The sequence below is a fragment of the Bacillus sp. FSL R9-9530 genome (assembly GCF_038008145.1).
Taxonomy (GTDB): Bacteria; Bacillota; Bacilli; order Bacillales; family Bacillaceae_G; genus Bacillus_A; species Bacillus_A mycoides.
This window is the reverse complement of the sequence record NZ_JBBOYO010000001.1, coordinates 772,124-794,383: the sequence shown is the minus strand read 5'-3', so window position 1 is coordinate 794,383 and position 22,260 is coordinate 772,124. Positions and strand designations below refer to the sequence as shown.

15 protein-coding genes and 4 pseudogenes are annotated in these 22,260 nt (G+C 35.6%); 5 read left to right on the top strand and 14 right to left on the bottom strand.

Annotation, left to right across the window (positions count from 1 at the left end):
* Positions 1-3 precede the first annotated feature (3 nt).
* The gene (locus MKX66_RS03870) at positions 4-1,164 is read right to left on the bottom strand and encodes a serine hydrolase domain-containing protein (RefSeq protein ID WP_341085562.1); all 1,161 of its coding nucleotides are present in this window, start codon (positions 1,162-1,164) and stop codon (positions 4-6) included.
* Between the two features lie 767 nt (positions 1,165-1,931).
* Positions 1,932-3,101, bottom strand: coding sequence for a serine hydrolase domain-containing protein (locus tag MKX66_RS03865; RefSeq protein WP_341085561.1), 1,170 nt, complete (start codon positions 3,099-3,101; stop codon positions 1,932-1,934).
* Between the two features lie 560 nt (positions 3,102-3,661).
* On the opposite strand from MKX66_RS03865, the gene MKX66_RS03860 reads away from it, so the two are divergent.
* Complete coding sequence (locus MKX66_RS03860; protein WP_341085560.1) at positions 3,662-3,856, top strand: hypothetical protein; 195 nt, start codon at positions 3,662-3,664, stop codon at positions 3,854-3,856.
* Positions 3,857-4,201: 345 nt separating this feature from the next.
* Here the strand turns inward: MKX66_RS03860 and MKX66_RS03855 are convergent.
* Both MKX66_RS03855 and MKX66_RS03850 read right to left on the bottom strand, forming a co-directional pair.
* Positions 4,202-5,584: pseudogene (locus MKX66_RS03855) on the bottom strand (alpha/beta fold hydrolase).
* 70 nt (positions 5,585-5,654) lie between these two features.
* Positions 5,655-6,827 (bottom strand): serine hydrolase domain-containing protein, encoded by a 1,173-nt coding sequence (locus MKX66_RS03850; protein ID WP_341085559.1) that lies wholly within the window; start codon positions 6,825-6,827, stop codon positions 5,655-5,657.
* Between the two features lie 945 nt (positions 6,828-7,772).
* Here MKX66_RS03850 and MKX66_RS03845 point away from each other — a divergent pair.
* Together MKX66_RS03845 and MKX66_RS30810 are read left to right on the top strand one after the other, a co-directional pair.
* Positions 7,773-8,048, top strand: a complete 276-nt coding sequence (locus MKX66_RS03845; RefSeq protein WP_113769978.1) for a hypothetical protein — start codon at positions 7,773-7,775, stop codon at positions 8,046-8,048.
* Between the two features lie 128 nt (positions 8,049-8,176).
* A pseudogene (locus tag MKX66_RS30810) lies at positions 8,177-8,386 on the top strand (PH domain-containing protein); the annotation flags it as partial.
* Positions 8,387-8,674: 288 nt separating this feature from the next.
* Here MKX66_RS30810 and MKX66_RS03835 read toward each other — a convergent pair.
* From MKX66_RS03835 to MKX66_RS03820, 4 genes and pseudogenes are all read right to left on the bottom strand, one after another.
* Positions 8,675-9,439 (bottom strand): annotated as a pseudogene (locus MKX66_RS03835) (Rpn family recombination-promoting nuclease/putative transposase); the annotation flags it as partial.
* Positions 9,440-9,571: 132 nt separating this feature from the next.
* A complete protein-coding gene (locus MKX66_RS03830; RefSeq protein ID WP_193665484.1) occupies positions 9,572-10,540 on the bottom strand; it encodes a sugar phosphate isomerase/epimerase family protein in 969 nt (322 codons plus the stop codon).
* Positions 10,541-11,578 (bottom strand): Gfo/Idh/MocA family protein, encoded by a 1,038-nt coding sequence (locus MKX66_RS03825; protein ID WP_420481298.1) that lies wholly within the window; start codon positions 11,576-11,578, stop codon positions 10,541-10,543.
* 14 nt (positions 11,579-11,592) lie between these two features.
* Positions 11,593-12,624, bottom strand: a complete 1,032-nt coding sequence (locus MKX66_RS03820; protein ID WP_341085556.1) for a Gfo/Idh/MocA family protein — start codon at positions 12,622-12,624, stop codon at positions 11,593-11,595.
* Between the two features lie 177 nt (positions 12,625-12,801).
* Between MKX66_RS03820 and MKX66_RS03815 the strand changes: the two genes are divergently transcribed.
* Entirely contained in the window at positions 12,802-13,713 is a 912-nt protein-coding gene (locus tag MKX66_RS03815; protein ID WP_107888448.1) for a helix-turn-helix domain-containing protein, read from the top strand.
* Positions 13,714-13,825: 112 nt separating this feature from the next.
* Here MKX66_RS03815 and tnpB read toward each other — a convergent pair whose 3' ends face one another.
* From tnpB to MKX66_RS03780, 6 genes and pseudogenes are all read right to left on the bottom strand, one after another.
* Positions 13,826-14,947 carry an IS200/IS605 family element RNA-guided endonuclease TnpB gene (gene tnpB, locus MKX66_RS03810; protein WP_193665509.1) on the bottom strand — a complete coding sequence of 374 codons (1,122 nt, stop codon included), beginning with the start codon at positions 14,945-14,947 and terminating at the stop codon, positions 13,826-13,828.
* Between the two features lie 549 nt (positions 14,948-15,496).
* Positions 15,497-17,311, bottom strand: coding sequence for an acyltransferase family protein (locus MKX66_RS03800; protein WP_341085553.1), 1,815 nt, complete (start codon positions 17,309-17,311; stop codon positions 15,497-15,499).
* A gap of 654 nt (positions 17,312-17,965) precedes the next feature.
* Positions 17,966-18,480 (bottom strand): annotated as a pseudogene (locus tag MKX66_RS03795) (IS6 family transposase); the annotation flags it as partial.
* Positions 18,481-18,746: 266 nt separating this feature from the next.
* A complete protein-coding gene (locus tag MKX66_RS03790; protein ID WP_193665476.1) occupies positions 18,747-19,445 on the bottom strand; it encodes a YrrS family protein in 699 nt (232 codons plus the stop codon).
* A gap of 238 nt (positions 19,446-19,683) precedes the next feature.
* Positions 19,684-20,118 (bottom strand): hypothetical protein, encoded by a 435-nt coding sequence (locus tag MKX66_RS03785; protein ID WP_002013690.1) that lies wholly within the window; start codon positions 20,116-20,118, stop codon positions 19,684-19,686.
* Between the two features lie 311 nt (positions 20,119-20,429).
* Positions 20,430-20,588, bottom strand: a complete 159-nt coding sequence (locus tag MKX66_RS03780; protein ID WP_341087674.1) for a histidine kinase — start codon at positions 20,586-20,588, stop codon at positions 20,430-20,432.
* Between the two features lie 204 nt (positions 20,589-20,792).
* Between MKX66_RS03780 and MKX66_RS03775 the strand changes: the two genes are divergently transcribed.
* On the top strand, positions 20,793-22,193 hold the full coding sequence (locus MKX66_RS03775) for a zinc dependent phospholipase C family protein (protein ID WP_193664558.1): 1,401 nt from the start codon (positions 20,793-20,795) through the stop codon (positions 22,191-22,193).
* Positions 22,194-22,260 lie beyond the last annotated feature (67 nt).

Here is a 22,260-nt window from a genome sequence, read left to right as displayed (position 1 = left end):
TGCCTACTTGCTAAATTCAGCAAGTAAAATATTTTTAAAAGGATTAGGACTGTCAGCTCTACCCAAACTATTCCAATTGACGACCAACGTATGCTTGCCTCCAAGTTTACCTCCAACAAGAGTAGTAAACCCTAGTATGCCACCTGTGTGTCCCCATATCGAGACATCGTTTGGAAGCTTAGTTTCATAGATTCCAAGACCATATCCATCGATTCCTTCTTTTCCTGTAGGAACTGTAGTAAGCATTTGTTTTAGTTGCTGTTCTTTCAGTAATTTACCCCCGAGCAAGTAAGAGAAGAATTTATTTAAGTCGTCAGCAGTAGAAATCATATCTCCAGCTGAGCTACCTACACTTGGGTTATAATAAGTAACGTCTTTTAGCTCACTTACTCCGTCTGGTTGGACATATCCACGGGCATGCTTGGTGCCTGGAATAACGCTTGAATTGCCAGGTGGGAATGTATTCGGCAATTCAAGCGGTTCAATAATCCGACTTTCAATCTCTTCCGCATAGCTGTTTCCGGTTACTTTTTCAATAAGAATACCTAGTAATACATATCCTGTGTTTGAATAAGACCAGCCCTTTCCTGGGGCAAAGTCTGGGGGCAGAGAAATCCCCATCTTCACTAACTCTTCAGCCGTATACGATTTTTTTGTATCCGTAAAGTCAGCGTCTTTTGACCTTGAGTATTCAGCGATACCACTTGTATGGTTCAATATCTGCCGGATAGTAATCTGGTTACCATCATATCCGTTTCCTTGAATGACACCAGGCAACCATTTTTCGATGTAGTCGTCTAGATTCAAGCGGTTCTCTCCGACTAATTGAAGTACAACCGTTGCTGTGAACGTCTTCGTCACGCTACCAATGCGAAAGCGAAAATCTGTTTTCATTGGTTTCTTGCTGCTCAGATTCGCTACCCCAGCGGCATAACCCCAAGTTTTTCCACCCTCAGAAGTTTTAGCAAGTATCCCCGGGTATCCAAGTTGCAATGTATCCCGCATTGCTTGCTTGACGGAATTACGATCTCGTTGAGTATTTGTTTGTAACGAACTAGATACATTTTGAGTGGGCTCTGCTTTTACAATTGAGGTTGGCGTTGTGTATAACAGGGAACTTCCAGCTATTAAAATTGCACATGTAATTTGACTATGTGTTTTCATAGGGCATTCCTCTCCTCTATTCATATTGTATAGGTGGTTTCTTGCTATTTCGTATTAACCACACAGCTACCATCTCCACCTATGAAAAAAGGTCAACATTGAATTCGTAATCATCTTCATAATTATTATTTTTACAAACGCCATTCTGTCCTGGGTAAATCCCTCTTTTTCCACATATATGTTGACCACAGAAATTACTTCTTTTCTTTGAAACACTCTTGTTACTGGTCCGTTTTTCATATATAAGTCATATCTGTTCCGCCTTTTACGCCTCTTTATATTTTTATCATACACAATGAAAATTTCTTTTTTCTTACCCATTTCTTACAAATTACTTACGTTCAAAATCGCTTTTATAATAGGGTAGAAGGAGCATCTGTGCCGGAAGGTTCAGTAAATATATTAATCAAAAAGAAACACAGAGGTTTTTTACTTCTGTGTTTCTTTTTTCCATCCTTTTAAATATTAAGAGTCGATTTACCCTTAACAGGATGAATTCTGGCTCTTTTCTAATGTAATTTTTCCTCTTGCAATACAACACAAATGACATTGTGCTGCATGAAACACTCCTAACGTTGTTAAAATCACTTGTTTTTAAGTCAAAATTTATTTAACTTAGGGCAGATACTCCATATCCATCAGCTTAAGAAAAATAAACGCCACCAAAACAAAAAAGCCCCAAATGTTTCTTGAAAATAAGTTGGGGCTTTTGAACCAGAAAAGTATATTTTTAACTATGAAAACTACAATGAATTTTTCCTTTTTTCCTACTTGCTAAATTCAGCAAGTAAAATATTTTTAAAAGGATTAGGGCTGTCAGTTCTACCCAAACTATTCCAATTGACGACCAACGTATGCTTACCTCCAAGTTTACCTCCAACAAGAGTTGTAAACCCTAGAATGCCACCGGTGTGTCCCCATATCGAGACACCGCTTGGAAGCTTAGTTTCATAGATTCCAAGACCATATCCATCGATTCCTTCTTTTCCTGTAGGAACTGTAGTAAGCATTTGTTTTAGTTGCTGTTCCTTCAGTAATTTGCCACCGAGCAAGTAAGAGAAGAATTTGTTTAAGTCGTCAGCAGTAGAAATCATATCTCCAGCAGAGCTACCTGCACTTGGGTTATAATAAGTAACGTCTTTTAGCTCACTTGCTCCGTCTGGTTGGACATATCCACGGGCATGGTTAGTGCCTGGAATAACACTTGAATTGCCTGGTAGGAATGTATTCGACAATTCAAGTGGCTCAATAATCCGATTTTCAATCTCTTCCGCATAGCTGTTTCTGGTTACTTTTTCAATAAGAATGCCCAGTAATACGTATCCTGTGTTTGAATAAGACCAGCCATCTCCTGGGGCAAAGTCTGGAGGCAGAGAAACCCCCATCTTCACTAACTCTTCAGCCATATACGATTTTTTTGTATCCGTAAAATCAGCGTCTTTTGACCTTGAGTATTCAGCGATACCACTTGTATGGTTCAATATCTGCCGGATAGTAATCTGGTTACCATCATATCCATTTCCTTGAATGACACCAGGCAACCAGTCTTCGATGTAGTCGTCTAGATTCAGGCGATTCTCTCCAGCTAATTGAAGTACAACTGTTGCGGTGAACGTCTTCGTCACACTCCCAATGCGAAAGCGAAAATCTGTTTTCATTGGTTTCTTGGTGCTCAGATCCGCTATTCCAGCGGCATACCCCCACGCTTTTCCACCCTCAGAAGTTTTAGCAAGTATCCCCGGGTATCCAAGTTGCAATGTATCCCGCATTGCTTGCTTGACGGAAGTGCGATCTCGTTGAGTATTTGTTTGTAACGAACTAGATACATTTTGAGTGGGCTCTGCTTTTACAATTGAGGTTGGTGTTGTATATAACAGGGAACTTCCAGCTATTAAAAGGGCCAGACTTGCACATGTAATTTGACTACGTATTTTCATAAGGCATTCCTCTCCTCTATTCATATTGTATAAGTGTTTGCTTACTGTTCCTTACTTCCTGACAAGACTTAGGGAAAGGCCCTCACGCATATAGATTAAAGCCCCAGTACAAAGGTATCTATCAATACCAACAATTTGAGCCATTTAAATCTCCATCCCTTCTATAACAAAATTATTCAAAGGTATGAAAGCATATTATGTACCCTTAGTTATTGTTAGGATTAACACAACATGAGACATAACCCCAACCCATATTTCACTTTATTTATCCATAATATGTATTGAGAAAGAATGTAAATTCGAATCCTTTCCGTACCCCAACTATTGATCGTTTTTTTCACCTATTATAATTAGCTATTTAGAATTTCATAATAAAAAACTGTAAAAAAAATAACGAGTCCCTTAACGTATAACGAATTGTAAGTAGCGAATCTGCTGCCTTATTATCCTGTAAAAGAAAAAATAAGTTAAATTCCCATAGATATCTATCTTTTAGTTAATTACATACACTACTCCGTGATATAATTACATCTATATATTTTGTTTAAAGGGGGGGAATAATGAATTCATACATAAATAAGCAAAAAACAGTATCCCTTATAATAGCTTCATTTATCTTTTTCAGTTTTATATTAACTGGTATATACAATTTTACACAACCAAATTTCTTTTACTTAAATTTAGGAGGTTTAGTCCTCAACAGTTTCATGTTATTTGTGGCAGCTAAAGCATTAATGAAACAAATTAAAGACTAAGTATATACAACGATAAAATAAATTTAAGCTTATTTGAGGTATCGCCACATCACGATCAAGCTAATAAAAACAAATACCACATGCCCATCAACTTAAGAAATTGGTTGTTCCCCAAAACGAAAAAATGAGTTTTTTTGTTACAAGTTAGCGCAAAATTCCGTTCTGGGGGTACTATAATTTTTTAGCTTGATGGCGATGTGACGCTACCCCTATAAGGGTAACAAGGCAAATATTATATAAAATGATAACGAAAATAATAGATATGTCTGAATCACTTGGATGAAATCACTAGTTTCAAAAAAGCCTTCACGCAATGATGATTGCATGAAGGCTTTTGATGTTTTCTTATTTTTTTGTCTCATTGACCCCTGCAATAATGTCCTGGATGACGTACTCGGGAACATTTGCAGGGATTTCGTACTCACTTGGAAGACTCAATTCCCCGTCACCCTCCGTTAAGAAATGATTCAATTTCGGGTATTCTTTGAACTGAACATTCCCGCGGTTTGAAAGTCCTTCCTGCCATTTTGTATATTCATCTTTTACTGTTACTTGATAATCGCGTGCCCCTTGCAGAATCAGTAAAGGCTCTTTTCGTGATTTTGCCTCCTCAACTGGACGCCACCTAGAAACATCATACATAAAATGAGGAGACGGAAAATTGTAGCCAGCTGGCGGATGGTCAGGATTGAAAGTAGGATCCTGGATAAAAGCGAGCTGTCTTTTTAGTTCATCGATTACTTCCTTTGGTGCCCCAAGGTATTGATTCTGATCAATGGCAATGTCAGTCAAAGGACGTGCAGGTGGTGCGAGTAAGATACTTCCTCGGACAAGTGAGGAAGGCGCTTTGCTCAGTATACGCGGTATTGTGCCAGCTCCTAGGCTATGTCCGAGAATGAAAATATTATTTGGATCAATGCCTTCCTGCTGCGCTGCTGATTTTGCTACATATATGGCATCATCTGTAGTATCACGGTCTAACGTACCAGGTTCTGCACTCATCTTTAATGCGTGTTCTAAGGTACGTTTTTCATAGCGCAACACTGCAATTCCGTTGGATGAAAGGCCCACCGCAAGGTCTCGTAAGATTTTTGTTCCCATATATGTACTATCGCGATCATGGATGTCAGCACCATGAACAAGAACAACTACGGGTACCTTTTCACCAGGCTTATGTTTCGGAACCGTTAATGTGGCTGGTAACGGATATGTAGAATTTCCAATGACGATTTCACGTTCTTGATAGGAAGTAGGTTGATCATAGCTAGGATGCGGGATGGTATAAGATTCCTGGGGCTGCCTTTCCCCAACTTCATCTACTTTCCCGCCAGGTGTGAATTTAATGAGTAGCGGGATGGTAGTTCCTTCAATAGCTCCTGGAATTTCCACCGTCTGATGGACCAAGTTTCGTTCTTTTATTACAGGTGTTCCCATGCTTTTTATCCCGCTCCAGCCACTTTGTGTCCACCAGTTTTGTAATGTGTTTGCTGTAAACTTGGATTGAAAAGCAGCAGACGTCAACTAGAGTGCCTCTGCATACTTACCTTGCTGGAGATATGCAAAAAATAATGATGTACGCTCCGTTAAAGAGACTAGATTCTTTTCTGCAGATTGTTCCTCACGTGTATCTGCGTGAATAGCTGTTGTAAGTGGGAAAGATGAAACTCCTAAAGAAAAGAGTAGGGTAAAGGAAAGTGCTGATTTTTGTATTTTCTTTTTTTTATTCATGTTTTACCCTCCAATATGTGAAAGATATATTTTTAAATATAAAAACTATGACAAAATTTATCCTTTTTGCCTACTTGCTAAATTCAGCAAGTAAAATATTTTTAAAAGGATCAGGATTGTCAGCTTTTCCTAAACTGTTAAAATTGACGGCTAACGTATGCTTACCTCCAAGTGCACCTCCAGCAAAAGAACTAAACCCTGGAATGCCACCTGAGTGTCCCCATATCGAGACACCGTTTGGAAGCCTAGTTTCATAGATTCCAAGACCATATCCACCGAGTTCAGCACTTCCTGTAGGAACTGTAGTAAGCATTTGTTTTAGTTGCTGTTCCTTCAGTAATTTACCACTGAGTAAGTAAGAGAAGAATTTGTTTAAGTCGTCAGCAGTAGAAATCATATCTCCAGCCGAGCTACCTATACTTGGGTTATAATAAGTAATGTCTTTTAGCTCACTTGCTCCGTCTGGTTGGAAATATCCACGGGCATGGTTGGTGCCTGGAATAACGCTTGAATTGCCAGGTAGAAATGTATTCGACAATTTAAGTGGTTCAATAATTCGATTTTCAATCTCTTCCGCATAGCTGTTTCCAGTTACTTTTTCAATAAGGATACCCAGTAATACGTATCCTGTGTTTGAATAAGACCAGCCCTTTCCTGGGGCAAAGTCTGGGGGCAGCGAAAGTCCCAACTTCACTAGATCTTCAGCAGTAAACGATTTATTTCTATTCTTAAAAAAATCAGCTTCTTTTGTCCTTGAGTATTCAGCGATACCACTTGTATGGTTCAATATCTGCCGGATAGTAATCTGTTTAGCATCATATCCGTTTCCTTGAATAACACCAGGCAACCATTTTTCGATGGAATCGTCTAGATTCAGGCGGTTCTCTCCAGCTAATTGAAGTACAACCGTTGCGGTGAACGTCTTCGTTACGCTGGCAATACGAAAGCGAAAATCTGTTTCCATTGGTTTCTTGGTGCTCAGATTCGCTACCCCAGCGGCATAACCCCAAGTTTTTCCACCCTCAGAGGTTTTAACAAGTATCCCCGGGAATCCAAGATGCAATGTATCCTGCATTGCTTGTTTGACGGAATTACGATCTCGTTTAGTGCTTGTGTGTGACGAAATAGATACATTTTCAGTGGACTCTGCTTTTACAATTGATGTTGGTGTTGTGTATAGCAGGGAGCTCCCAGCTATTAAAATGGCAAGACTTGCAAATGTAATTTGACTACGTGTTTTCATAAGGCATTCCTCTCTTCTATTCATATTGTATGGGCGGTTGCTTGTTGTTTCATATTAACTACACAGCTATTATCTCCACCAATGACAAAGGGACAACACAGAATTCGTAATTATCTTCATAATGATTATTTTTGTCCTAACAAACGGTGAATCCCTCTTTTTTACAAGTATGTTAACCCAGAAATTACTTCCTTTCCCTAGAACACTCTTATTACTAGTTTGTTTTTCACATAAATATATCTTATCTAATCCCCCTTTCACTTTTCTTTATGTTTTTATCCTACACAATAAAAATTTCTTTTTTCTTATCCATTCCTTACAAATTTCTTACGCTCAAAATAGATTCTATAATAGGATGGCAGAAGCATCTGTGAAAATGCCTTTCCAATAAATATATTAATCAAAAAGAAACACAGAAGTTTTTCACTTCTATGCTTCTTTTTTCGTCCTTTAATTATTAAAGATTCGATTTACTCCGAACAGGGTGAATTCCGGCTCTTTTTTATTGTAATTTTTTTCTTGCGATACAACACAAATGACATTGTGCTGCATGAAACACTCCGAACATTGTTAAAATCACTTGTTTCTAAGCCGAAATTTATTTAACCTAAGGGGTACTCCATATCCATCAGCTGAAGAAAAATAAACGCCATCAAAACGAAAAAATAAGCTGACTTTTCAAAGTAACTACCTGTAGAAAAAGAAAATGTTCATTTAGGGGGTATATTAAAACCTTAGCTTGATGGCGATGGGGTCACCATATCAAAAAAAGAAAATTGTACGTTTAGACACATTTTAGACACAAATTAACCGATTCCCTGTACGTTAAGGAATTAGTTTGTATATTTGAGAAGATGTGCGACACAGGTGTGATTTTAGGGGAATCCAATATTTCCCATTCAAATATGATAGAATAGAAATATATCCAAAACGGAGGAACAACAAATGAACTCAAACACAGAACAGTTTATTTATGATATCCAGCAAAGAAAGAACAATTATATAGAAAATGTATTAATAGCCATACAACACCCTAAAAAAGAGCAATCTGAACAGGTCATTCAAAATATAGTAGAGAAGATGGATATGATGATCAGTTTAGTTACTACTTACATGGCTATTGAATCAGAATCTATGAAAGAATTAAAAGAGCTTCAGGAAGAAATTATTCATGCTCAAGCATATATTCAAAAACGAAAATTTGAAGAAATACAGAGATAAAACCCTGTGTTTTTATTTGGTCGTCTATGACGCCAATCTGTTATAAATCAAATTAGATGTAATTTGATCATTGTTTTGGCATAATCCATACAATTTGTTGAATACGTACAATATACGGCACCGTATCTTCAATGAGTGGTAAGTTCACTGGTAATATAAAGTGTATAGACATGAAGGATATAGAAAGTGTGAAAGTTAAGAAAGGTTTGTTTAGGACTAAGATAACTGTCACTTCAACAGGTAACAGGGGAGATATTGTAATTAAAGCAAATAGTTTTACTATAGGCTTATCGAATCAGAAGAAAAACCTAATAAAATTAGAAAAGAAGTATAGTTAAAGATAAGAGACAAATAGATTTTTATTTGAAGAAGGCTTACGCCTACTGATATTCACCTCCCACCTAAAATTGGTGTTTCACACCTTTATATTTTTGAGGAAGGAGTCTTCTGTCAGAAACCGAAAAAAATGAGATACCCCCATTTTTTTCGGTTTTGGAGTATTTCGTTTTCATTAGCTTGATAGTGATGTTTCCGTATCCCCTAAAAATAGAAAAAGAAGATTGAGACATCTCATCTTCTTTTCAGGCAGAGTTAGAGAAAGCATTTTATTGGATAAAATGCTTTCTCTAGCTCTGCAAAAATCGCTGTATTTCTATTTCTGGTAATCCCGTAAGCTTTGCAATGTCTTCTACAGACACACCATTTTTATGCATGCCTCGAATGAGTTGCATCTTTCCTTGCTCAACACCTTGTTCAATTCCCTTTTTAATTCCTTGTTGTTCTGCATGAGCAAATTTTGCTGCCTCATCCATTAAGGCCTTTTCTCTTGCTTCATATGCTTGACGGAAAGAAGAATCTTGACTCATACGTTCCCATTTATTCATTGCTTTTTGTAAAATCGGATCTCGGTTGATGGCAATATCCTCCAATGTTTGAGTGAGATGTTCATCTTCATTCGCAGGTAATAATAATAACCAACGAACAAATGAATCTTCCCACGGATTGACTTTCTCTTCGCGCCATTGCTGCATTAACTTTGGAATCTCTACTATATGAACTTCTATATCATCACTTAATAGCTTTTGTTGTTCCTAATTCCAAAGGATGCCTGTTGTATGAAATGCTTCATATTCAGGAAACATCGCAAAGTTTAACAGGTTAATTGTAATCGTTTTATGAAGTGAACTATATGGCATGCCCTTTTGCAATTGAGAAGTGTACAACCTTCCCCAATAATACAAACTGCGTTTAATCATATCATGATTGTTATTCAGCTGTATTTCTACATTTACCTTTGTTCCTATATCTAATGTAGCCGAAATATCTAAAATCGATAATTTATCTTCTTCATGTTCTCGATGTAAATGTGGATTTTCTAACTGTAGGGAAACTTTAGTTTACTTTCACCATCTATCAGTTTATTTCAACATAACATTCCGAGTTTCTAAAAAAAGAGAAGCTAATATTCTTTTACGAATGGCTTCTCTGAAAAAAAATGTTACTCATTTCTTTTTCAAACGAAGTTACACCCACCACATCTGTGAAGGATTTTCTTCAATTAAAATAGATTGAAGATTTTTTGTGGCACGTTTAAATCCTTCTTGAACAGACATGAGTGGATCTTCATGTTCAATACTTACAACATAATCATATCCATATGTACGAAGTGCACTCATCATTTGCGACCATTCTTCTAAGCTATGGCCACAGCCAACAGAACGGAACGTCCAGGCTCTTGTTTCCACTTTATCGTAGGGCTGCATGTCTGTTAAACCATACATATTTACATTCTCTTGATCGATGTAAGTGTCTTTTGCATGAAAGTGATAAATTGCATTTTCTTTCATTAATAACTTAATAGCAGCGACAGGGTCAATTCCTTGCCACCATAAATGACTAGGGTCTAAGTTAGCACCTATCGCATTGCATGTCTCTTCACGTAGTTTTAGTAATGTATATGGAGTATGTACTAAGAAACCACCGTGAAGTTCTAAACCAATTTTCACACCATGTTCTTTTGCAAATTCACCAACTTGTTTCCAATAAGGAATGAGCTTTTCTTCCCATTGCCATTTTAAAATATCATTGTATTCATTTGGCCATGGTGCAACAGGCCAATTCGGGTATTTTGCGCTTTCATGGTCACCTGCTACACCTGAAAAACAATTCACAACAGGTACGTCTAGTAGTGAAGCTAGTTGAATGGTTTTTAACAATGTTTCATGAGATTCTGTTGCAAAAGCAGCATCTGGGGATAACGGATTTCCGTGACAACTAAAAGCGCTAATGATTAAGTCTCTTTTTTGTACATGTTCTATATATGCGCTTCTGGCATGTTCACTTTCTAATAATACATCTAAGTTACAGTGCGAACCTCCAGGATAACAACCTGTACCAATTTCTACTGCATGCAAACCGGCTGCTTGTACATAATCTAACATTTCTTCAAATTCCATGTGAGAGAAAAGTGTTGTAAATACTCCTAATTTCATTTATCTTCCCGTCCCTTCTTCGTGTGTGTTACTACTTTCGTAAATTGCATCAATAATTTGCGATACTTGCAGCGATTCCTCAGACTTTACAATTAATTCTTCATCGTATAAGCAAGCTTTTACAAAGTTTTCTGCTTGCAAAATTCCAGGATCGCCGTTATTTGCTATCCAAACAGGTTCACTATTTAATATCATATTATGTTTTGTTGTATATAATTCAATTGGAAAAACATTTATTCCACCGTTTACTCCGGAGATACTCAAATATTCTTCATCATTTTTAATATTTGCTGCCCAAGAAGTTTCAAATAACAATGATGCCCCATTTTCAAACTTTATGTATGCGGTAACATGATCATCAACTTGAAATGTTTTATAATCATATTTCCCCCACATGTTTACTTGATTTGGTAGCTTACTAACGGCATTATAGACACTACCAATGACTTCCGTTTGTTTTGGATTTCCAATTAACCAAAGTGCTAAATCAAGAAGATGACAACCGTAATCTATTAAACTTCCTCCGCCTTGTAATTCTTTATTTGTGAAAACGCCCCAGCCTGGTACTTTTCGGCGACGGAGTGCTTTTACACGAACAACTAGAGGTGTGCCAATCTCACCTATCATCATTTGTTTTGCAACTTGCGACTCTTTCATATAACGATAATGATAAGCAATAGTAAGTTTTTTGCCGCTGTTTTTTGCAGATTCTATCATTTTTTCGCATTCTGCCGCTGTTAAAGCCATCGGTTTTTCGCATAATACATGTTTCCCTGCTTGTAATGCTGCGATAGAAATCTCAGCATGAAACTTATTCGGTGTACAAATACAAACAGCATCAACTTCTTTAAAGACTTCTTCATACGTTTCAAATACATAAGGAATGTTATATGTTTCAGCGATTTGTTTTGCGCGTTCTATGTTTCTATCATGTATAGCCGTAATCGTACAATATTCATGTAACTTTACAAATGCAGGGATATGGCGACCTTGTGCAATTCCTCCGGCCCCTATTATTCCAATGCGTAGTTTCTTCATGTCTTCACCTTTTCTCATAATGGGATTGTAACAATTTGTTTTGTTTCACTAGATTGTATGGCTGCTAAAATGACTTCTAGCGATTTCATTCCTTCTACACCATTAATTAACGGCTCTTTATCAGAAAGGATAGACTCTACAAACTGCTCAATCACATGTGAATTACTTTGACCAACTGCAGCATTCGATTGAATTTTATCAAGCTCATATTTTACAACTTCACCATTTTTATATTGAAGAATGAGTGAGTAAGTTGGATCATCTTCTAAGCGAAGAGTGGCCTTTTCACCATAAATAATTGTTGAATTATCTTCTTTGCTAACGTAAGACCAACTTGCTGCAAGTGATCCGATAATGCCACTTTCGGTTTTCAACATACATACTGCACAATCATCTACATTCGAAAATGTTTTTGCACTCGTCTCAACAAAGGCACCAACTTCCGTCATTTCTTCATTAAGAATATACCGAATTAAATCCGCCTTATGTACACCCAAATCACCCATTGCACCAAGAAACGCTTCATCTTTTTTAAAGAACCAGCTCTCTTTTCCATCTACACTCCAATTTTCAGGACCACTATGACCAAATGCTGTACGGAAGCTATATATTTTTCCGATTTCTCCATTTTCAATCAATTGTTTTGCCTTTTGGTGAGAAGCAACAAAACGCTGGTTATGACCAATCATTAACTTTTTACCACTTTTTTCAGCAGCTTCAATCATCATTTCTGCATCTTTTTTTGACGTCGCCATTGGCTTTTCACATAGTACATGGATACCTGATTGTAAAACAGCGATAGAAATTGATGCATGTAAATTATTTGGTGTACAGACACTAACTGCATCTAACTCTTCACAATTGATAAGCTCGTTATAGTCAGTGTACATATTTACACCATACTTATTGGCAATTTCCTTTGCGCGTTTTTTATTACTGTCACAAACAGCTACAATCTGTACATATGGGTTTGCTTCATATTCTGGTAAATGACGATACTGTGCGATGCTTCCACAGCCAATAACACCTACTTTTAAAATATTCACTATCATATCCTCCTTTTGCTCGATTTGAAATTATTATAGAAATTTTTTCACTGAAAAAATATGCTATATATCGTTATGTTTTTATCAAAAGTTGCCTTTTTCTATAAGAAATAAGGAAACTTACTTATCGCATTTTAATAAAGGTGTTATATTGCTAATAAGGAGGTGTAAACGTCTATGACGGAAGGAGTTTGTAATAAGCTTGCTAAAGCAATTGAAGAAAAGGTTATTTATCAAAATCCATTACTATTTTTAAAGGTATGGGACATTGTTATGGAAACTTCTTATTGTGATCAAATTAAGAGTGCCCCTTGGCATTATCATGAAGAGATTGAGTTTCTAGCAATTATAGAAGGATATTTAGGTATACAAAATAAGGATAAATATATTGTTCTTGGCCCTGGAGATGTTTTTATTTTAGGGAAATCTGAGTTGCATCGGTCACATAAACCTTCTGCAGGTTCGTTACACTACGTCGTGTTTCAAGTAAATTTAAAACAACACTTTGACCGAAGCATTATACAATATTTACATTGCTTTTCAGAACAAACAAAATCCTTAAATGAGTTAAACTATATTTTTGAACAAAATGAAGTTGTGAAACATGAGGCTTATGCTCTTATTATAGAAATCTTTACAGAATCAAAAATGAAAATGAACGGATATGAAATCGCAATTAGTGCTGCCATTAAGAAATTACTTTTCTTACTAGTAAGAAACGACACACATAACATATTAACTTATAGTGAACAAGACGACTTCGCTCGTTTAAAACCAGTACTTGATTATGTAGAAGATCATTTAGGAGAAAAGATAACCGTAACCAAAGCATGTGCATTAATAAATTTAAGCTATCATTATTTCATCAAATACTTTAAAAGAATTATGGGTATTTCCTTTTTAGATTATGTGAATTATAAGCGCATCAAACAAGCTGAAAGTTTATTAATAACAAGTGACCTTAGTATTACAGATGTCGGATGCGAAGTTGGAATTGCAAACATGTCACAGTTTTATAAGTTGTTTAAAAAAGAAAATAATTGTTTACCGAAAAAGTTTAAACAGCGAATACAAAGCAATAAAGAGTGAGGTAAGAACATGAAATATACATGTTCATGCTATAGATTTGAACTACCCCCACTTTCACTTTGTTTAGAAGAGGGGGATTCCTAAGTAAAAAGTTCTATCGAACTCTAATTTATTAGGCTATCTCCACAGTCCTTGCGGTTAGAAGCCTTATCGCTTCATTCTTTAGATTGATACTTGCGTTAATATCCCTATCATGGTGTGTAAGGCAAGAAGGGCAGTCCCATTTACGTAGGTTTAGATTTTTAACGTCTTTGTTTTGATATCCACAACAAGAACATAATTGGCTTGAAGCAAATGTTTTCGATACGACAATGATTTGTTTACCGTACCATTTTGCTTTATATTCCAACATGGTTCGAAACTGTGACCATGATACCTCACTAATCGCTTTTGCTAACTTATGATTCTTTAACATATTCGATACTTGCAAATCTTCTATACCAATAACATCGTGGTTTTTGATGATTTCAGTCGAGATTTTGTCCAAGTAATCTTTTCTAGCATTCGTCATGTATTCATGAATTCTAGCTATTTTTACTCGTTGTTTATTCCAGCGAGAAAATCCTTTCATTCTTCTAGAAAGAACACGCTGTGCTTTTGCCAACTTCTCTTCTAATGATCGAAAAAACTTCGGATTTTTATAGATTGTTCCATCTGACAAAATGGCGAAATCTTTTAGTCCCACATCCATTCCAATGTAAGAATTTGTTTTCGGAAGTTCTTGCACTTCTGTTTCAACTAACAATGACAAAAAGTATCTGCCAGAAGGGTTCCGTCTAACTGTAGCATTTAAAATACGTCCTTTTACTTCACGACTTTTGGCAAATCGAACAAGACCTAGTTTTGGCAATTTTATTTTGTTTCCTACAACGGCAATGTTTTCATTTGTTTGTTTTGTGGTATAAGATTGTATGTTGTTCTTCTTAGATTTGAAACGCGGGGCATTGTTTTGTTTTTTGAAAAGGCGTGTATAAGCATCCGCAAGGTTGCGAACAGACGACTGAATCGCAATACTATCCACTTCTTTTAGCCAAACAAACTCTTTCTTCATGGCAGGAAGTTTGGCAGAGCATGTACCATATGTCAAACCTTTTCCTGTTTCTTTGTATGCATTATCCCATAGAGATAGGAAATGATTGAATACAAAACGAGAACAGCCAATCGTTTTATTGATTAGGGTCGTTTGTGCTTTATTTGGATAGATACGAAATTTATATGCTTTATTGATCATCATTCGTTTCACCCCCATTTCGATATGTATCTATTATACAACAAACATACATTCGATAGGTAGTGAAGTAACAGTTTATATATGTCGAACAATTAAGATGGCTTCCTGCCATCCCTTATTTGAAGCCAATTCATCCCCCACCTACTCACTTCGCGTTCCTTGAGGAAGGAGTCTTCTTGGCTAAAATGATAAAAAGGTGAAAGAAATTAATCTACTAACCTCCTTTCACCTTCTCTCTAACTCTCTAACGATACCCAATTCTGGTTCAAAAATAAGCCCAAAGAATTAATTAATTCCTTGGGCTTATTTTTAAAGTTAGGAAGCTACATTCTTTCTTCCTATTAATAATTTCACAGAACATGACCATCGACATGTATAGCGAAAGACACTTTTCCTAATCCATAGGATTTCAAAGCCTACGTCATGACTCACGTATAGTAACAGGCATCGAAACCATTCATTATTGATGACTGTAAAAAATTTGTCTTTCTCAACCATAAATCTTTTATATTTCAATTAACTTTGCAACAGAAGTTTATAAAGCATATCGAATTATTGATTCACAGCTTTGACTACAAGTGCTGCGTATGCTTCTGCACCTACATTGGTTAAATGCACACCATCAGGTGCAAAGTAGTCTCTCTTTCCAGCACTTGCTGCATACCAATCGACTAGAGTTACATTCGGATATTTAGATACCGTCACTTTCAATCTCTCATTCACGATTGATTCCCACGGACGTGGTACCCTCGTATTAATAAATATCATTTTACGTTCATTTCCAATTAATTCTATTAATGATACAAGTTGCTCCGTAGTAAAGGCTCCATTTGTACCTAACCCAATAATGACATAGTTTCCTAAATTCCCTTCATTCTTTAACTGTTCAACTACAGGAATCGCTTTTGACAGCTGGCGACCAATTTGTGCATCAATCCTAATATCAGGAAAAGCATTTTTTAAATATGGAGCAATATCAATCATAACGGAATCGCCTATCGCTGTAACGTTGGGAGAATTTTTAGGTTGCGCAGAATCTACTTCTTTTAATTCTTCTTGATTCTTGGGCGTCTCTTGAATTGGATTTTCCCAAACTGCAACTGGATGTTTCGCCGGTTGTGTTTGTACTGCTTCCACCTTATCTAGTTGAGGATTCTCCTTAGCCTTACTAACTTTTGATAACCCAAAAACGGCTATTGACGAAACGAATACTGCACAAATTAAAGCTAACTTAACACTTAAAGCGACATTTTGAAGCCTTAAATTCTTAAACTGAATATTTCGGAGCGCACCTTGTCGGATTGGTTTTTCAATATACTTCCATGAAATTTGCGCAATCATTATAATTAGAAGAAATTGAAGAATTGCTCTTATTAGTGAAAAATCTCCAACATTTACTTTTGGAGTCGTCAATGTAAGAATCGGATAATGCCAAAGGTATATGCCATACGACCTTATTCCTATCCAACGTAAAGGTCTAAATCGTAAAAATTGAGCGATACGGCTCGCTGGATGAGCAAGATTTGCCACTAACAATGCTGTTGCAATTGATAAGAGAACCATTCCTCCATTGTATAGAAACGGATCATATTGATTCGTCTTCCAAAACATAAGCAAAATAATAATAAGAGCAGTTCCTCCCACTACATCAAGAATGAGACGCGCCCTTGGAATAATTTTATTTGCAAGCCTATTGCTTGGCCAAATTAAGGCAAGTGCCGCTCCAATAAGTAAAGAAAAGGCCCTCGTATCTGTACCATAATAAATTCTACTCGGATCAGCTCCAGGTTCATACAAAATTGCCATCGCTAAAGCTGAAGCAACAGCTCCCAGACAAATCAATAAAATCATACGGGATTGTTTTTTTATGTAGTAAAGTCCTAAACTAATGATAAACGGCCAAACAACATAGAATTGTTCCTCAACTGCTAACGACCAAAAATGATTCAATGGAGAAAGCTGGTTAAAATTATCAAAGTACGATAATTTATGATAAATATACCACCAGTTACTAACATAAAATAACGCCGCTAATGAATCTCCGCGCATTTTTTCAAGTAAAGAACTATGAAAAATCGTAATCCATGCCAACGTTATAACGAGCATAACAAGCATTCCAGGAAGTAATCTCCTTGCCCTACTAAGCCAGAATTTTTTTAAATCAATTCTCTTATTTCTCTTCCACTCCATCGCTAGAATATCTGTAATTAAATAACCTGAAAGTACAAAAAATACAGTAACTCCTAAAAACCCTCCAGGCATCCAATTAAAATTAATATGATACAAAATTACACCTAGTATAGCTAGGCCCCTTAGACTGTCCAATCCAACCATATAACGACTATTTTTTTCAAAAGGTTTAGTCACCCTACAATCACCTCTATTTCTTGGAAATTAGGTAAATAATAGTGGTATAATATGCTATTAATTTCCTAAAATCGTATATTATACCACTATTAAATGCACCATTTGGGAAGGCTCTTTTATTATAATTACATGCACAGTAATCAATACTTTATCATGTTATCTGTTTCTGTTGTGAAAATTTTTAAATTGGGTGTTTTTGCTCATCTCCCCGAAAAAGGGACATTTACTTAATTAAAAAGTACACTTTTTGATACGTTTTTACAGACGTATCAAGGACTGACATTGTGAATATGATCTATAATGAATATATAAAAGATTTCCCATAAAGAAACTTTATAAAAAAGGTCTACTCATTACGAGCAGGCTCTCTATTTTCCTCACCCAGCCTACTTTATTTTAAGCTTCGGCTGCTTCTGTAAACGTTGGTACATAAGTAGAAAATAATAATACTATAAGTCCTATGATTTTCTTCATACTCGCATCTCCTTATCAATTCATTAAAAAACCTTTTAATTACATATTAAGTTTTGATACTACCGAAATAATAAAAAAAGATATGCATAATTACATATTTCTCTTATTGATAGAATGTATGGTTCTGGTGTGAAAAATGATACGTAAAAAAGAATCAAGGATTCCTAACGGAATCACCTGTTAAGCAGTTAATCCAAACAGCCGGCTCATAAAAATATTCTGATTTTGGACAGACTGATCCTGCAAATCAATTTGTTCTTTTTTGAGCATATGCATGGCTTCAACACCACTCAATATAGCGGCTGATGTTTTGTATGATTTAAATCCCAACATAGAGCGTATACGTTTTTTAATAAAACGATGATCTTGTTCTACTATGTTTTTTAAATATTTTATCCTTCGGATTTTGGTGCCCATTGGTATCCTTTTTCTTCCCCCAACTGTTCGATAGCAATTGGATAAGCAGGATTCTTATCGACTGTTATAACACGAGGCTTTGAAACATGAAAAGACTGCAAAGCTTTCTTGAAAAAGCGCTTTGCAGCCTTATGATTTCTAGATTTACTCAAATAAAAGTCAATCGTGTTTCCTTCAGAATCAACGGCACGATATAAATACATCCATTGTCCTTTTATTTTTATGTATGTTTCGTCCACTCTCCATGAGTTATTCGTTTTTTTGAGATGACGCCGAATTCATGCTACTGGTAAAATGTGATATGTGTCGTCAAGAACAAGACGCTAAACATCTGAACACGAACCTGTACGGTATGGTGATAGTACCGTAGCTCCCGAACCTATACGGTCTGTCGTGAGAGTGGTGATGACACACCGCAACCTTGCACGTCAGCGATACCAGAAATGGACTTCTCCTTTGGTAGCAAGAACACCACTGATGTTAGTCAGCTTGCCCCTTTAGGGGTGGGGGTGTCAAATAATTCAAACATCATATAGAACCAAGTTTATTTTACTACTTGAACAGATACTGGTTTCCAGCCCTGATTCTCTACCCAATCAATATCAACCTTATATTTTTTATTACTTTGCTTATCTCGTACATTACCGTAGGCTTTATTTTCACCATTATTTCCAATAAAATCAAAAATCAATTGACCCTCTGGAGCATCAACAGCATAAGAAATTGCTTTTTTCATCTCATTCCAATCTACTGTTCCTTCTTTAAATTGCATTGCAGGTTTTGCTCCTTGCTCTGTACCAATTGGCTTCCAAGAAGGATTAGTTTGAGAACCCTTTTCTTGAGATACCGATTTTTCTGCTTTTTGTTTCTCTTCTAACAGTGCTGCTTCTTTCTCTTCATTTTTCTTCTCTTCTAACAGTGCTGCTTCTCTCTCTTCACGTTTCTTCTCTTCTAACAGTGTTGCTTCTCTCTCCTCACGTTCCTTCTCTTCTAACTGCGCTGCTTCTTTCACTTCACGTTTCTTCTCTTCTAACTGCGCTGCTTCTTTCTCTTTATGTTTCTTCTCTTCTATCTTTGTTGCTTTCTTTTCTTGAGCAATTGCTTTCTTTGATGTATCAGAAGGGGAAAACAACTGGTATGTCACTATACCAACTGTCACTAATACCAAAGTAAATGCAATATTAAAAATCACCTTTTTACGACGATTTTGTTGTTTTTCTTGAAACCTGCTTCCTTGTCCCATTTTTTAAACCTCCGAGTTTATTTTCTCTTCTAATCTTTATGCATTATCCTTATAATTCTTAATATTTTCATTAAACAATGGAAATGAATTACAATTCCCATACAAGATTTCATATCATAATAAAATTTGTGTTGTTTCAAGCATCTGACATATGTTATTCAAAAATATTTTAATACATTAAAAATTGATAAGCATCTGTTCGTAAGAAACCTTCAATTTTATTCAAAGGTGATTCCAATTACGTCCACATTAGATCTCCTGTAGAAATCTTTTTAACAATTAAGCCCCTTCTTCCCTTATTTATAATTTTCAAATTAAACTGCCCTCTATGGTACAATAAAGATGTGTTGTTTTCTACTGGGGTATGTCGTAAAATCAAAAGGGATTTTATCTCTTTTACCTTTTTTTCAGAGTAACTTTCACCACTAGGAGACTCTATTATTCCTAATGTAATCTTTAATTCGCTTTCATCAAAAATCCAATCTTTATTAAGTTCCCTTATCTTTTGTATAAAGCTTCTTTTGGTTTTTCCTATATAGATCAATGTTTCATTCTTAGCATATACTCTAGAGATTGCAAATATTCCCTTCTTAAAAGCTTCTTCTCTATTATAAAAATCATTTAAACTATACAATCCATACCATTTAATATGTACTGTTTCTATTAACCTCACCTCATTTTTATGATTAATATTATAATTTCTGAATGTTCAAATTATTATAGATACATAGCCTTGATTACTTGAATTATAAATAGTGCTTTTCAATAATACATTTTATTATTACTAATTTCAATAATGAATATGTACATATTCATTATTGAATGGCTGCAAAAAAACATGGGAATTTAATTCAAGCCCTATATCAAAATGAAAATAAAAAACACCTGTGATATACACAAAGTGCTTTTCTCTTGTCAATTTATCTATTTTCTTTTTATAACCCAAACTCCTTCGAATCGTACTTTTCTAGAGTTTGCTGCAATTCATTTTTTTTCATATGGAATATGTTTATCTGCCTGTACATCTTCAACATTTTCTCCACCTGCTAATAATCTCCTGTACTTAAAAGAGTGCCCTGTTAATAATGGTGTAATTATGTTGTATGGCCCTCCTTTTGTTTGATTACTTGTATCATAAAACAAGTATCTGAAGCTGATATGTGGTCTACTTTACTGATAAAAATAACAAATAAAAAAGGAAACCTGCATGTTCGTTATAGTGATTTTCACATTATATATACTCATATAAATTTATTAATATGCAATATTACATATTAGGTTCCTCTATCTTCATGATATTGATGTATTTATAATACTTATATCTTCATATTTAGAAAGGAATAAAAAATGAAAAAAATCACATCAACACTATGTATAGCTGGAATGACTTTAACTATTTTAGGAGTAGCTCCTCAAAGTAGTTATGCTCATCTCGATCAAATTGATTTAACTGACAATGATCCTATTACCGCTCGATGGTCTGCAGAAGCTCCGTATCATTCTGATAAAAGTACACATTTATGGATTGCAAAACAAGCTATTGAAATTATGAAAACAGAATCTAATGTTGAAGCAAATAAGCAGGCTGTGGACTTTTTAAATTATCCGCAATATAAAGATCTATTTTCTAAAGGATTATATGATGCAGATTATAATGCAGAGTTTAACGATGGCGGAACAGGAATAGGCGGTGTTTTTAAAGGCGGATGGAAATCTCATTTTTATGACCCTGATACTAAAGAAAATTATAGAGGAGAAACAAATCCAACGGCTCTTACACAAGGCAAGAAATACTTTTATGAATCTGGAGAACATTTAAGAAATAAAGACTATGAAAAAGCTTTCTATTACTTAGGAGTAGCCACGCACTACTTTACAGATGCTACCCAACCTATGCATGCAGCAAATTTTACCGCAATTGATACGAGAGCTATAAAATATCATAGCTACTTTGAAAATTATGTTACAACCATTCAAAATCAATTTGCAGTCAATATTGGAGGGAATTATAACGACTCTCTATCCACACCTGAAGAATGGATTGATTATGCAGCCCGAGTAGCTAAACCTGAAATCCAAAATATTACTAATGATAAAACATTTAAGTATTATAATAGTGGTAAGGCGCAATTGTGGCAAGAAATGGTTACCCCAGCTGTGCAGCGAAGCTTAGGAGAAGCTCAGCGCAATACAGCAGGTTTCTTAAATCTTTGGTTTAAAACTTTTACTGAAAATGTGAAAGCTCCAAGTATAGAGACCGCATTAATCTATGATATAGAAGGAAACGTCATAGAAGCAGGGAAAAACTATTATATCGTACCAAGTGAATCTCCTTATCAAGGTCTAACATTTGAATGGTATGTAGCAAATCGTTACGATTATGTTTTACTTGCAAATAATAAGGACAATGCTTTATCTGGTACACCTATAGAATTTGAATTCTACAAAGAAAATGATGCAAAGCTACACCACGGGGAGAGTATATATCTTCGCATGAAGCACTCAAATTACGATCAGTTTCAATATTTAAATTGGTCTAATTATTCTAGTTGGATTCACCTTGCTCAAAAATCTGATAGTTTAGCTGACTTTAAAATTCAAATTAACCCGGATAAACCTACAGAATATAATATTTTTACAGATGACTATCCATTAAATTATAAGAATATAAATGCAGAGAAAAGTTGGATTGTACTAGGGGGAAAAACACAAAAACCTAGCTCATGGAAGTTTGTACCTTTCAGATAACCTAAACACACTCGTTCCTAATCAGAACGAGTGTGTTTTTTGTTTTGAGGTATTTGCTTTTCTTAAG

What these genes read in the sequence shown, in the direction of transcription:
- MKX66_RS03850 (WP_341085559.1), bottom strand. Translation starts at nt 6,827, where the DNA reads ATGAAAACACGTAGTCAAATTACATTTGCAAGTCTTGCCATTTTAATA.
- MKX66_RS03775 (WP_193664558.1), top strand. Translation starts at nt 20,793, where the DNA reads ATGAAAAAAATCACATCAACACTATGTATAGCTGGAATGACTTTAACT.
- MKX66_RS03825 (WP_420481298.1), bottom strand. Translation starts at nt 11,578, where the DNA reads ATGAAGAAACTACGCATTGGAATAATAGGGGCCGGAGGAATTGCACAA.
- MKX66_RS03870 (WP_341085562.1), bottom strand. Translation starts at nt 1,164, where the DNA reads ATGAAAACACATAGTCAAATTACATGTGCAATTTTAATAGCTGGAAGT.
- MKX66_RS03830 (WP_193665484.1), bottom strand. Translation starts at nt 10,540, where the DNA reads ATGAAATTAGGAGTATTTACAACACTTTTCTCTCACATGGAATTTGAA.
- MKX66_RS03865 (WP_341085561.1), bottom strand. Translation starts at nt 3,101, where the DNA reads ATGAAAATACGTAGTCAAATTACATGTGCAAGTCTGGCCCTTTTAATA.
- MKX66_RS03815 (WP_107888448.1), top strand. Translation starts at nt 12,802, where the DNA reads ATGACGGAAGGAGTTTGTAATAAGCTTGCTAAAGCAATTGAAGAAAAG.
- tnpB (WP_193665509.1), bottom strand. Translation starts at nt 14,947, where the DNA reads ATGATGATCAATAAAGCATATAAATTTCGTATCTATCCAAATAAAGCA.
- MKX66_RS03845 (WP_113769978.1), top strand. Translation starts at nt 7,773, where the DNA reads ATGAACTCAAACACAGAACAGTTTATTTATGATATCCAGCAAAGAAAG.
- MKX66_RS03790 (WP_193665476.1), bottom strand. Translation starts at nt 19,445, where the DNA reads ATGGGACAAGGAAGCAGGTTTCAAGAAAAACAACAAAATCGTCGTAAA.
- MKX66_RS03860 (WP_341085560.1), top strand. Translation starts at nt 3,662, where the DNA reads ATGAATTCATACATAAATAAGCAAAAAACAGTATCCCTTATAATAGCT.